We start from the raw sequence: 12,132 nt of genomic DNA on the forward strand, positions 1-12,132 counted from the left end.
TCGTCGGGCCGGTGACCACACACCGGCCACACCCCCCCGAGATCCGAGTGGATCCCCATCGGCGCAAGGCCGGCGGACTCCCGTCGACCGGCCCGCCCCGACGATCCCGCGTGAAGGATGAATGTGTCGACAGTGAGTGAACCCGCCAGCCTCTCAGCCCCGAGGGGGGCGGACGCGGGCCTGACCTCCAAGCAGCTCGCGGAAAAGTACGGCCTGACGGTGAGCGGCAGACGGCCCGGCCTGTTCGCCTACTCCAAGCAGCTCTGGGCCCGGCGTCACTTCATCTGGGCCTTCGCCACCGCGCGCCTGGTGGCCCAGTACACCGACGCCAAGCTCGGGCAGGTCTGGCAGGTCGTGACGCCGCTGCTGAACTGCGCGGTGTTCTACCTGGTCTTCGGCGAGATCCTGAAGAACAAGGACGACAACCCGTACTACGTCGCCTGGCTCTGCATCGGCGTCTTCATCTTCCAGTTCACCCAGAACGCGGTGCAGTCCGGCACCCGGGCGATCTCGGACAACCTCGGGCTGATCCGGGCGCTGCACTTCCCGCGCGCCTCGCTGCCGATCGCGTTCACCGTGATCCAGCTCCAGCAGCTGCTGATCTCGATGGTCGTGCTGTTCGCCGTCGTCCTGACGAACGGCATCGAACCGGGCCGGACCTGGCTGCTGGTGGTCCCCGTTCTGCTGCTGCAGTCGATGTTCAACACCGGTGTCGCCCTGATCTTCGCCCGGATCGGTGCCAAGACCAGCGACATCTCCCAGCTGATCCCGTTCGCGATGCGCGCCTGGCTGTTCCTCTCCGGCGTCATGTACAGCATCTCCGACAAGATCAAGGACTGGCCGCCGTTCTGGCAGAAGGTGATGGAGCTCAACCCGGCCTCGGTCTACATCGACCTGGTCCGGCACGCGTTGGCGCCGGTCATCTACAACAAGCACGAGAAGGTGTTCCTGGAGTTCCCGCCGCACCAGTGGAAGTACGCGATCGCCTGGGGCGTGGGCATGCTGGTTATCGGATACGTCTTCTTCTGGAAGGCTGAGGAGGAGTACGGCCGTGGCTGACACCGATGTTCGAGGGGCCGACCTGCGCAAGGACCTGAAGGACGCCGTCCCCCGCCGCAAGGTGTTCGACGCCGACGTGGCGCGCGACCCCACCGTGGTGGTCGACGACGTGCACATCACCTACCGGGTGCACGGGGCGGGCTCCGGCAAGGGCAGTGCCACCTCCGCGCTGAGTCGGATCATCAGCCGCAGGCGGTCCTCCGGCGTCCGCGAGGTGCACGCGGTGAAGGGCGTCAGCTTCACCGCGTACAAGGGAGAGGCGATCGGCCTGATCGGCTCCAACGGCTCCGGCAAGTCCACCATGCTGGCGGCCATCGCCGGTCTGCTGCCGACCGAGAAGGGCGGCATCTACACCAACGGCCAGCCCTCGCTGCTCGGCGTCAACGCCGCGCTGATGAACGAGCTGACCGGTGAGCGCAACGTCGTCCTCGGCTGCCTCGCCATGGGCATGTCGCCGGCCGACGTGCGCAGCCGCTACCAGGAGATCGTCGAATTCTCGGGCATCAACGAGAAGGGCGACTTCATCTCGCTGCCGATGCGCACCTACTCCTCCGGTATGGGTGCCCGCCTGCGCTTCGCGATCGCCGCCGCCAAGACCCACGACGTGCTGCTGATCGACGAGGCGCTGGCCACCGGCGACCAGGCCTTCCAGGCCCGCAGCAAGAAGCGGATCGAGGAGCTGCGCGCGGAGGCCGGTACGGTCTTCCTGGTCAGCCACGACAACGCGTCGATCCGCGAGACCTGCGAGCGGACCATCTGGATCGAGGCCGGTGAGCTGGTCATGGACGGCCCGACCGAGGAGGTCGTCGGCGCCTACGAGCGCGGCGAGCGCCCGTAGGGGTGGTGTGACGGGGCCGGTCCCGGGCGGAGACCCGGGACCGGCCCCTGTCGTTCGCGCGCCCCCGCCCGGGCCCCGTCGTGCCCCGGGTGGCCCGCCCCCGCACGGGTGAGCGCCCCGTGCGCCGGGTGAGGCGCTCTTCTCCGGCGCGGGCGTCGGTGTCAGGCTGTAGGCGCGGGGGTGGTGTGCCGGACGTGACGCCCGTGATCGGACGCGTGTCCGACTCGGGCCGATCACTTGAGCGGTGTAGAACGGGGGAGTGACAGCAGTGTCGGCTTCGGCCCAGCCCAGTAGTGAGTCCCCGCCCGGAGGCGGCCGCCCGGAACCCGGCCCCGCGGGAGCGGCGACCCTGGCGAAGGCGAGCGCGGAGAACTTCCCGGTCGCCCCGTTCTTCCTGCCCGCCGCGTGGCGCGACGACCTGATGGCGGTCTACGGCTTCGCCCGGCTGGTCGACGACGCCGGCGACGGCGACCTCGCCGACCCGGCCGGAACCGCCGCGCTGCTCGGCGTTTCCGCGCCGCGGGAGCCCTCCGAGGCCCCCGCACTCACCCCTTCGGCCCAGTCCGGCCCGCCCGCCCCGGACCGGCCCTCCCCGGCCGAAACGGCGTTCCGCCTCGCCCTGCTGGACGGCCTGGAGCGGGACCTCGACCGGGTCTTCGAGACCGCCCTCGCGGCCCGCGGCGGCGCCCGCGACGACGCCCACGGCGACACCCCCCGGCACCCGCTGCTGCACCCGCTGGTCCCCCTGGTCGACCGGCACGGGCTCACCCCGGAGCCGTTCCGCCGGCTGATCGAGGCCAACCGGGTCGACCAGACCACCACCCGCTACCGGGACTACGACGAACTCATCGCCTACTGCACGCTCTCCGCCGACCCGGTCGGCCGCCTGGTGCTGGCCATCGCCGGCGTCGCCACCCCCGAGCGGATCGCGATGTCCGACGACATCTGCCGGGCCCTGCAGATCGTCGAGCACCTCCAGGACGTCGCCGAGGACCTCGCCCGGGGCCGGATCTACCTGCCCGCCGAGGACCTCGAGAGCTTCGGCGTCACCGAGGCCGACCTCGCCGCGCCGAGCGCCGGGGCGCCCGTCCGCGAGCTGATCCGCTTCGAGGCGGACCGTGCCCGCACCCTGCTCGACCGAGGTGCGCCATTGGTAGGTACGGTTCGGGGGAGGCTTCGACTGCTCCTCGCGGGATTCACCGCGGGCGGGTACGCGGCCCTGGCGGCCGTCGAGGGCGCCGGGTACGACGTGCTCGCCCAGCAGGCGAAGCCGGACAAGCGCCGCCTCGCAGCGAAGGCGGCGGCCATCTTCGCGAAGGGAAGGTGAACGCCCGCGTGGCGGCATCACCACTGGCGTCGGCTCCGGTCATGGCGGCCTACCGGTACTGCGAGGCAGTGACCGGCCTGCAGGCCCGCAACTTCAGCTACGGCATCAGGCTGCTGCCCGAGCCGAAGCGGCTGGCCATGTCGGCCCTGTACGCGCTGGCGCGCCGGGTGGACGACATCGGCGACGGCGACCTCCCGGACGACCGCAAGGCGGAGGCGCTGCTGCGCACCCGCGAACTGCTCGACGAGATCCGGGCAGGCTCCGTCGCGGAGGACGACACCGACCCGATCAAGGTCGCGCTCGCGGACACCGCCCGGCGCTTCCCGCTCGACCTCGGCGGCTTCGACGAGCTGATCGACGGCGTCGAGATGGACCTCAAGGGCGCCGAGTACCAGACCTACGAGGAGCTCAAGGTCTACTGCCGGTGCGTCGCCGGGGCCATCGGCCGGCTGTCGCTCGGCGTCTACGGCTGCGACGACCCCGAGCGCGGCGCCCGGTACGCCGACACCCTCGGGCTGGCGCTCCAGCTCACCAACATCCTGCGCGACCTGCGCGAGGACGCCCTCAACGGCCGCACCTACCTGCCGATGGAGGACCTCGTCCGGTTCGGCTGCCAGGAGGGCTTCGCCCGGCCCAGGCCCCCGGTCGGGGCCGACTTCGCCGGGCTGGTCTCCTTCGAGGCGGCCCGCGCCCAGGCGGCCTTCGAGGAGGGCCTGCGGCTGCTCCCGATGCTCGACCGCCGCAGCCGGGCCTGCACCGCCGCCATGGCGGGCATCTACCACCGGCTGCTCGGCCGGATCGCCGCCGACCCGGAGTCGGTGCTGCGCGGCCGGGTGTCGCTGCCGGGCTGGGAGAAGGCGTACGTGGCGCTTTCCGGGCTCGCCGGGGGGCGTTCTTGATTCTAGCCACAGTTCTGTCACGCTGTGTCAGCGGGGAATCACTTATGGGTAGAGCCCTGTTGACCGTTGGGTCGGGCCCGGCCGCACTGACCGCGGACCCGACGGCACTGACCACGGGCGCTCCGGTCACGACCGGACCGGGCGCCGGACGCGAGGGGGAGGTCGGATGACCGGGCGAGCCGACGCCGCGCGCCCGGCCGCCGTCGTGGTCGGCGGCGGCCTCGCGGGCATCACCGCCGCGCTGCGGCTGGCGGAGGCGGGCCACCGGGTCACCCTCGCCGAGGGCCGGCCCCGCCTCGGCGGCCTGGCCTTCTCCTTCCGGCGCGGGGAGCTGACCGTCGACAACGGCCAGCACGTGTACCTGCGCTGCTGCACCGCCTACCGGGGCCTGCTGGAGCGCCTCGGCGCCAACCGGCTGGTCCACCTGCAGGATCGGCTCGACGTGCCGGTCCTGGGCGTCTCCGGGCCCGCCGACGCGCCGGTCCGCACCCTGGGCCGGCTCGGACGCGCCGCGCTGCCGGTGCCGCTGCACCTCGCGGGCAGTCTGGCCCGCTACCCGCACCTGGGCCCGGCCGACCGGGCCCGGGTGGTCCGCGGCGCGCTCGCACTGCGCCGCCTGGACCTCACCGACCCGGCCCTGGACGCCGTCTCCTTCGGCGACTGGCTGCGCCGGCAGGGCCAGAACGAGCGGACCGTGGCCGCGCTGTGGGACCTCGTCGGCGTGGCCACCCTGAATGCCAGGGCCGACCGGGTGTCGCTGGCACTGGCCGCGATGGTGTTCAAGACCGGCCTGCTCTCCGACCCGGGAGCCTCCGACATCGGCATGGCCGCCGTCCCGCTCGGCACCATCCACCACGACCGGGCGCTCGCCGAGCTGGAGCGCGCGGGCGTGAAGGTGCTGCTGCGCGCCCGGGTTGCCGAGCTCAAGCCGGCCGTCCCGCAGCACACCGTCCGACTGGAGGGCGGCGGCGAGCCGCTCACCGCCGAGACGGTGGTCCTGGCCGGCGCCCAGGACACCGCGGCGGAGCTGCTCCCGCCCGACGCGGTGGCCCGGCAGGACCGGCTCGCCCGCTTCGGCACCTCGCCGATCCTCAACGTCCACGTGGTCTACGACCGCAAGGTGCTGCGCCGGCCGTTCTTCGCCGCGCTCGGCTCGCCCGTGCAGTGGGTCTTCGACCGCACCGCGCACTCCGGGCTGGCCGGCACCTCGCTCGGCGCGGCCCACCCCGACGCCCAGTACCTGGCGCTCTCGCAGTCCGCCGTGGAGGACGAGATCGACCTGCCGGTCGCCGAACTGCGCCGCCGCTACCTGCCGGAGCTGGCCCGGTTGCTGCCGGCCGCCGGCGGTGCCGAGGTACTGGACTTCTTCGTCACCCGCGAGCGCACCGCCACCTTCGACCCGGCCCCGGGCACCGCCGCGCTGCGCCCCGGCCCGCGCACCGCCGTCCCCGGCCTGCTGCTGGCCGGCGCGTGGACGGCCACCGGCTGGCCCGCGACCATGGAGGGGGCCGTGCGCAGCGGTCACGCCGCCGCCGACGCGGTACCGGCCGCAGACGGCCGGCCCCGGCCGGCCGACCGCGGCGACGGGAGGTGGCCGAGGTGACCGGCACCGCGCTCGCCGGGGCCCCCGGCGAGCCCGCCAGAGCCGGTGCCCACCCGCTGGGCCCCGGCGGCGCCACCGCCACCGGTCGCGCCGAGCCCGGCCGCACCATCACCGCCAGCCTCGGGCCGTCCCACGCGGCCAGGCACCACCAGGGAGAGGGAACGTACGTGGAGTCACGCACCGGCACCGCCGGCGGAGGCACGGCACATGCCGAACCGGTCTCGGTGCCGGACCTGCTCAACCGCACCCGTGCGCTCTGCACCCCGCCGCTGAGGGCCGCCGTCGCCCGGCTGGCCGCCCCCATGGACACCGTCGCGGCGTACCACTTCGGCTGGATCGACCGGGACGGCACGCCGGTCGTGGGGGACGGCGGCAAGGCCGTGCGCCCCACCCTGGCGCTGCTCTCGGCCCAGGCCGCCGGTGCCCCGGCGGAGGCCGGGGTGCCCGGTGGGGTCGCTGTTGAACTGGTGCACAACTTCTCCCTGCTCCATGATGATCTGATGGACGGTGACGAGACCCGGCGCCACCGGGCCACCGCCTGGACGGTCTTCGGCCCGGCCCAGGCGATCCTGGTCGGTGACGCCCTGGCCACGCTCGGTACGGAGGTGCTGCTCGACGCCGCGACCGCGGGCGGCGCGAGCCCCACCGACGCCGCGCGCGCCGTCCGGCTGCTCAACACCGCCAGCCGTCGGCTGATCGACGGGCAGGCGATGGACGTCGCCTTCGAACAGCGGGACACCGTCACCGTCGCCGAGTGCCTGGAGATGGAGGGCGGCAAGACCGCCGCCCTGCTCTCCGCCGGCGCCGCGCTCGGCGCCGTCCTGGCCGGGGCCGACGACCGGGTCTCGGAGTCGCTCCAGCGCTTCGGCGACCACCTGGGCCTGGCCTTCCAGGCGGTGGACGACCTGCTCGGCATCTGGGGCGCCACCGAGGTCACCGGGAAGCCGCACTGGGGCGACCTGCGCCAGCGCAAGAAGTCCCTGCCGGTCGCCGCGGCGCTCGCCGAGGGCGGACCCGCCTCCCGTGAACTGGCCGAACAGCTCGCCGACCCCAAGGGGCGCGGCGAGGAGAGCGAGACCGAGCTGGCCGCCCGCGCCCTGCTGATCGAGCAGGCCGGCGGTCGCGCCTGGACCCAGGAGGAGGCCCGCCGCCAGCACACGACTGCCCTCGCCGCTCTGGACGAGGTGCCCATGCCCGATGTGGTGCGCGAGCACTTCGTCGCACTCGCCGAATTCGTGGTGGTACGAGAGAGGTGACGTTACGTTGACAGCAACCGCGGACGGCCGGCTCGACCCTGAGTACGATCCCGAGCCGGTCGCGGTGGGCGGCCTCGCCCCGGCGCTGCTGAGCGCCGGGGAGTGGCAGCCCGAGGGGGCCGCCGCCGCGTCGGCCGACCGGACCGAGCAATCGCAGCACGGTGCCTCCTCCGCCGAGGAGGCACTGGCCCGCGCCACCACCCACCTGCTCTCCCTGCAGAGTTCGGAGGGGTGGTGGAAGGGCGATCTGGAGACCAACGTCACCATGGACGCCGAGGACTTACTGCTCCGGCAGTTCCTCGGGATCCGGACCGAGGAGCAGACCAAGGCCACCGCCGAATGGATCCGCTCCCACCAGCGCGAGGACGGCACCTGGTCCACCTTCCACGGCGGACCGGCCGAGTTGTCCACCACCGTCGAGGCGTACGTCGCCCTCAAGCTCGCCGGCGACGATCCGGGCGCCCCGCACATGATGGCGGCCGCACGCTGGATCCGGTCCGCCGGCGGGATCGCCGCCGCGCGGGTGTTCACCCGGATCTGGCTCGCGCTGTTCGGCTGGTGGCCCTGGGAACGGCTGCCGGAGATGCCGCCAGAGATCATGTTCCTGCCGAGGTGGCTGCCCCTCAACATCTATGCCTTCGGCTGCTGGGCCCGGCAGACCATCGTCCCGCTGACCGTCGTCTCCGCGCACCGGCCGGTACGCCCGGCGCCCTTCCCGCTCACCGAACTGCACACCGACCCGGACGACCCCTTCCCCGTCCGGCCGCTCGCCCCGGCCACCAGCTGGGACGGCCTGTTCGAACGCCTGGACAAGGCCCTGCACGCCTACCACCACCGCGCCCTGCGCCCGCTGCGCAAGCTCGCCGTCTCCCAGGCCTGCCGCTGGATCGTCGAACGCCAGGAGGCCGACGGCTGCTGGGGCGGCATCCAGCCGCCCGCCGTCTACTCGCTGATCGCCCTGCACCTGGAGGGCTACGAGCTCGACCACCCGGTGATGCGGGCCGGGCTCGCCTCCTTCGACCGCTTCACCGTGCACACCCCGGACGGCCGGCGCTGGCTGGAGGCCTGCCAGTCACCGGTCTGGGACACCTGCCTGGCCACCGTCGCCCTGGTCGACGCCGGACTCCCGCCCGACCACCCCGCGCTGGTCTCCGCCGTCGACTGGATGCTCGGCGAGGAGATCACCAAGCGCGGCGACTGGTCCGTCCAGCGGCCCTCGCTCGCCCCCGGCGGCTGGGCGTTCGAGTTCGAGAACGACACCTACCCCGACATCGACGACACCGCCGAGGTGGTGCTCGCGCTGTGCCGGGTCGCCCACCCGGACCCGGCCAAGGTCGCCGCCTCCGTCGACCGGGCCGTGCGGTGGAACCTCGGCATGCAGTCCAAGAACGGCGCCTGGGGAGCCTTCGACGTCGACAACACCAGCACCCTGCCGAACAAGCTGCCGTTCTGCGACTTCGGCGAGGTCGTCGACCCACCGTCGGCGGACGTCACCGCCCACGTCGTGGAGATGCTGGCCGAGGTCGGCAAGGCCCGGGACCCGCGCACCCGGCGCGGCGTCGAGTGGCTGCTGCGCAATCAGGAGGCGGACGGCTCCTGGTTCGGCCGCTGGGGCACCAACTACATCTACGGCACCGGCTCGGTGCTCCCCGCCCTGGTCGCCGTCGGCGTGCCCGCCGAGCACCCGGCGATCCGCCGCGCCGTCCGCTGGCTGGAGGACCGCCAGAACACCGACGGCGGCTGGGGCGAGGACATGCGCTCCTACGAGGACCCGGCGCGCTGGGCCGGGCGCGGCGAGTCCACCGCCTCGCAGACCGCCTGGGCGCTGATGGCCCTGCTCGCGGCCGGGGAGGGGCCGGACGGCCGGGCCAACCCCGCCGTCGAGCGCGGCGTCGACTGGCTGGTGCGCACCCAGCTGCCCGAGGGCACCTGGGACGAGCCCCAGTTCACCGGCACCGGCTTCCCGTGGGACTTCTCCATCAACTACCACCTGTACCGGCTGGTGTTCCCGGTCACCGCGCTCGGCCGCTACCTGCACGGCGGACCCGCGGCCGGCCGGCCGGCCACCGGTACCGCGCCGATCGGGGCGTCACGGTGACCGCCGGGCCGCTGCTGGTCCTCTGCGCGCTCGGCCCCGAGGTGTGGGCCCTGCGCGGCGGGGACTGGCGCGGCGCGGCCGGCGGCCCGCCCGTCGTGGTGCGGACCGGCGTCGGCCGGCGTCGGGCCTCGCTCACCGTCAGACGGCTGCTGACCGCCGCCCCCGGCGGCTACGGGGCGCTCGTGGTGGCCGGCTTCGGCGCCTCCGTCGCGCCGGGCATCACACCCGGCGACGTGATCGTCGCGGACGGCGTCCGCGACGCCGAGGGCAACCACTTCGCCGTCGGCTCGGGGCCCGGGCTCGCCCGGGCCCTGACCGCGCGCGGCCTGACCGCGCACACAGGAGTGCACCACACCGCCGACCACGTGGTGCGCGGCCTGGAACGGCGCGCCCTGCACCTGCAGGGCGCGCTCGCCGTCGACATGGAGGCCGCCGCCGTGCTGGCGGCCCTCAGCGAACTGCGGCCCGGCCTGCCCGCGGCCGTGCTGCGGGTCGTCGTCGACACCCCCGAGCGGGAACTGCTGCGCCCGGGGACCCTGCCGGCCGGCGTCCGCGCCTGGCGGGCGCTGCGCGCCACGGTGCCCGCCCTGGTCGACTGGCACCTGCGGAACGACCGGGCGGGCCGGGACCGGCCCTCGCCCGCCACCCTCGACCACCCCACATCCTCGACGCTCCCTCAGGAGGCGAGCTAGCCATGGCCATGCCGTTGCGCCAGACCGTGCGGGTCGGCACCTACCTCATGCAGCAGAAGCTCAAGCGACGCGACAAGTTCCCGCTGATCGTCGAACTGGAACCGCTCTTCGCCTGCAACCTGGCCTGCGAGGGGTGCGGCAAGATCCAGCACCCGGCCGGGGTGCTGAAGCAGCGGATGCCGGTCGCCCAGGCGGTCGGCGCGGTCCTGGAGTCGGGCGCCCCGATGGTCTCGATCGCGGGCGGCGAGCCGCTGATGCACCCGCAGATCGACGAGATCGTCAGGCAGCTGGTCGAGCGCCGCAAGTACGTGTTCCTCTGCACCAACGCGCTGCTGATGCGCAAGAAGCTGGACAAGTTCAAGCCCTCGCCGTACTTCACCTTCACCGTGCACATCGACGGGCTGCGCGAGCGGCACGACGCCTCGGTGGCCAAGGAGGGCACCTTCGACGAGGCGGTGGAGGCGATCAAGGAGGCCAAGCGGCGCGGCTTCCGGGTGACCACCAACTCCACCTTCTTCAACACCGACACCCCGCAGACCATCATCGACGTGCTCGACTACCTCAACGACGACCTCAAGGTCGACGAGATGATGATCTCCCCGGCCTTCGCCTACGAGAAGGCACCCGACCAGGAGCACTTCCTCGGCGTCGAGCAAACCCGCGAGCTGTTCCGCAAGACCTTCGCCGGCGGCAACCGGCGGCGCTGGCGCCTCAACCACAGCCCGCTCTTCCTGGACTTCCTGGAGGGCAAGGTCGACTTCGAGTGCACCGCCTGGGGCATCCCCAACTACTCGCTCTTCGGCTGGCAGCGGCCCTGCTACCTGATGGCCGACGGCTATGTGCCGACCTACCGCGAGTTGATCGAGAAGACCGACTGGGACAAGTACGGACGCGGCAAGGACGCCCGCTGCTCCAACTGCATGGCGCACTGCGGCTACGAGCCGACCGCCGTCCTCGCCACCATGGGCTCCCTCAAGGAGTCCCTGCGGGCGCTCACCGAGACCGTCGGCTCCAACCGGGGCCGCTGACCGCACCCGTCGGGGGGGGGGGCCCCCCCCCCCCCCCCCCCCCCCCCCCCCCCCGCCCCCCCCGCGCGCCCCCCCCCCCCCCCCCCCCCCGCCCCCCCCGTTGTTCCAGTCCCCGGCCGGGGGGGGGGGGGGGGGGGGGGGGGGGGGGGGGGCGGGCTGGGCCCCCCCCCCCCCCCCCGCTGCATGATGCAACCAGGAGGGACCGGGACAAGCGATCAGGCGAGGTGGTCGAGCTCGCCGGTCTTGACGGCGAGCAGGAAGGAACGGAGCTTCTCCGCATCGACGGCCAGAACGACGCCCGGGTCGTCGGACTCTCTCAAGTGACGGAGCCCTGGCGCGCCGGTGGCGAGTTCAACGCAGCTGCCGCCCTCGTTGGAGCCGCTGAACGATGACTTCTGCCAACGGATTTCTGCCATCGGGCGCCCTTCACGTCTGGAGCAGGTAGAGAAGATGTCGGATGAGCCCGCACGAGTCACGCGAGGACGAGAGCGCGAGGGGCGGACGGCCTGTGTCGACCGGAGGCAACGCAAGGTCCCTCAGCTGAGCGAACGTCCTGCGGTACGTCGCGATCGAGTACCGGTCGCCAAGATACTCGGCGCGGCTCGGATGATCCACAACAACGGTGGAGAGATGCTCCGACCCTGGGTCCAGTAGCAGGAATTGGCCAGTATGCGGGGGCTTCTTCAATGCCGCGAACGGCAGGACCTGGATGGTCACGTTGGGCAGCTCGGCCACCTCCAGCAGGTGCGCCAGCTGCGCCCTCATCACCGCGTCCCCGGGGAAGCGCAGGCGCAGCGCCGTTTCGTGAATGACGAATCGGAACTGCCGCCGCGGCAGATCATGCAGGATGCGCTGCCGATTCATGCGGAACTCGATCTCGGCCTCCGCATCGAACTGCCTGTCCCGATGAGCGCCCTCGTAGATCGCTTCGGCATATGCGGGCAACTGCAGGAGGCCGGGCAGGTAGAACGTCTCGTAGTTGTCGATCAGCGCCGCGCTGTCCTCCGTCTCGGCGAGGTCGAGCGCGAGCAACGGCACTCGGTCGGCGAACTCCGACCACCACCCCTTGCCCGTTCGCCGCCCCATGTCGGCGAGCTTGGCCCGGTAGACAGGGTCCTCGCAGCCGTAGGCATCGAGCCAGATTCCCAACCGCTCCTGATTGAGGCCGGTTCGCCCGGCCTCCGTGTGGCTGACGGCCGGGCTTCTCATGCCCACCAGCGCGCCCGCCTCCGGGGCCGACAGGCCCGCCGCCGTCCGGAGACGCTGCAACTCCTCGCCGAAGCGGCGTTGCCGCTGACTGATCTCTCCCCTGAGCCCCACGGCGTTCCTTCC

Annotated in this window: 11 protein-coding genes; 9 read left to right on the forward strand and 2 right to left on the reverse strand. The window is 72.9% G+C overall.

Annotated features, from left to right (window positions below):
• Positions 1–117: 117 nt before the first annotated feature.
• The 9 genes from SM793_RS01750 (at position 118) to hpnH (ending at position 10,800) form a co-directional block, all read left to right on the forward strand.
• Positions 118–1,059 (forward strand): ABC transporter permease, encoded by a 942-nt coding sequence (locus tag SM793_RS01750; protein WP_320436174.1) that lies wholly within the window; start codon positions 118–120, stop codon positions 1,057–1,059.
• 61 nt (positions 1,060–1,120) lie between these two features.
• Positions 1,121–1,897 carry an ABC transporter ATP-binding protein gene (locus SM793_RS01755; protein ID WP_320436241.1) on the forward strand — a complete coding sequence of 259 codons (777 nt, stop codon included), beginning with the start codon at positions 1,121–1,123 and terminating at the stop codon, positions 1,895–1,897.
• 349 nt (positions 1,898–2,246) lie between these two features.
• Positions 2,247–3,224, forward strand: coding sequence for a squalene synthase HpnC (gene hpnC, locus SM793_RS01760; RefSeq protein ID WP_320436242.1), 978 nt, complete (start codon positions 2,247–2,249; stop codon positions 3,222–3,224).
• A 41-nt stretch (positions 3,225–3,265) separates the two neighbouring features.
• A complete protein-coding gene (hpnD, locus tag SM793_RS01765; RefSeq protein WP_320436175.1) occupies positions 3,266–4,123 on the forward strand; it encodes a presqualene diphosphate synthase HpnD in 858 nt (285 codons plus the stop codon).
• 166 nt (positions 4,124–4,289) lie between these two features.
• On the forward strand, positions 4,290–5,726 hold the full coding sequence (gene hpnE, locus SM793_RS01770) for a hydroxysqualene dehydroxylase HpnE (RefSeq protein ID WP_320436176.1): 1,437 nt from the start codon (positions 4,290–4,292) through the stop codon (positions 5,724–5,726).
• Positions 5,727–5,893: 167 nt separating this feature from the next.
• A complete protein-coding gene (locus tag SM793_RS01775; RefSeq protein ID WP_413815854.1) occupies positions 5,894–6,982 on the forward strand; it encodes a polyprenyl synthetase family protein in 1,089 nt (362 codons plus the stop codon).
• Between the two features lie 64 nt (positions 6,983–7,046).
• Positions 7,047–9,080 (forward strand): squalene--hopene cyclase, encoded by a 2,034-nt coding sequence (gene shc / locus SM793_RS01780; RefSeq protein WP_413815855.1) that lies wholly within the window; start codon positions 7,047–7,049, stop codon positions 9,078–9,080.
• Complete coding sequence (locus tag SM793_RS01785) at positions 9,077–9,772, forward strand: 1-hydroxy-2-methyl-2-butenyl 4-diphosphate reductase (protein WP_320436178.1); 696 nt, start codon at positions 9,077–9,079, stop codon at positions 9,770–9,772. Before shc ends, SM793_RS01785 begins: the two co-directional genes overlap by 4 nt.
• Positions 9,773–9,774: 2 nt before the next feature.
• A complete protein-coding gene (gene hpnH / locus SM793_RS01790) occupies positions 9,775–10,800 on the forward strand; it encodes an adenosyl-hopene transferase HpnH (RefSeq protein WP_320436179.1) in 1,026 nt (341 codons plus the stop codon).
• A 215-nt stretch (positions 10,801–11,015) separates the two neighbouring features.
• Here hpnH and SM793_RS01795 read toward each other — a convergent pair whose 3' ends face one another.
• Positions 11,016–11,216, reverse strand: coding sequence for a DUF397 domain-containing protein (locus tag SM793_RS01795; RefSeq protein ID WP_320436180.1), 201 nt, complete (start codon positions 11,214–11,216; stop codon positions 11,016–11,018).
• Between the two features lie 10 nt (positions 11,217–11,226).
• The gene (locus tag SM793_RS01800) at positions 11,227–12,120 is read right to left on the reverse strand and encodes a helix-turn-helix transcriptional regulator (protein WP_320436181.1); all 894 of its coding nucleotides are present in this window, start codon (positions 12,118–12,120) and stop codon (positions 11,227–11,229) included.
• Between the last annotated feature and the right edge of the window lie 12 nt (positions 12,121–12,132).

The organism is Kitasatospora purpeofusca (genome assembly GCF_034043715.1).
Classification (GTDB): Bacteria; Actinomycetota; Actinomycetes; order Streptomycetales; family Streptomycetaceae; genus Kitasatospora; species Kitasatospora purpeofusca_A.